The sequence below is a fragment of the Neisseria sp. P0021.S006 genome, from assembly GCF_051956895.1.
This window is the reverse complement of record NZ_JBQCWZ010001309.1, coordinates 1-432: the sequence shown is the minus strand read 5'-3', so window position 1 is coordinate 432 and position 432 is coordinate 1. Positions and strand designations below refer to the sequence as shown.

Sequence of the window (432 nt, the reverse complement as noted above, 5' to 3'; positions counted from 1 at the left end):
GTTTACCCTCGGGGCGTGAACTGAGCAGGTAGCGACCGTTTTGGTCGAGCAAAATTCCGGCAACCACTTGCACCAATGGACGTGTGTCTTCAGTCATCATGAGATTATTCTTAATATGTGGCAGGCGGCGACACCTACCGATTTATGCGTAAAAAAACGATGTCGGGCCTATACGCCCGACCTTCAACAAATACCTAACCCTTCAGGCCGTCTGAAAAGGATTTTCTATTTCAGAATACTTAAATCCGGCCTTATTTTTCCGCAATGACAAAAGCCATGACGGTATCCTCTTCATCGCTCATACTGAGATGACAGCCGCTGATACCCTGCTCTTTCAGCCATTTTGTCAAAGCCGGTGCAAAAAACAATTCAGGTTTGCCCAATGCGTCATGTCCGACACCGATATTGCGGAAAGACACCACTCCGCGTATG

1 protein-coding gene and 1 pseudogene are annotated in these 432 nt (G+C 47.7%); both read right to left on the bottom strand.

The window, feature by feature from the left end; all coding sequences use genetic code 11:
- Positions 1 to 97 (bottom strand): annotated as a pseudogene (locus ACTHUM_RS20035) (NTP pyrophosphohydrolase); the annotation flags it as partial.
- A 154-nt stretch (positions 98 to 251) separates the two neighbouring features.
- A partial coding sequence (locus ACTHUM_RS20030; RefSeq protein ID WP_440404011.1) for a holo-ACP synthase occupies positions 252 to 432 on the bottom strand: 181 nt, incomplete at its 5' end.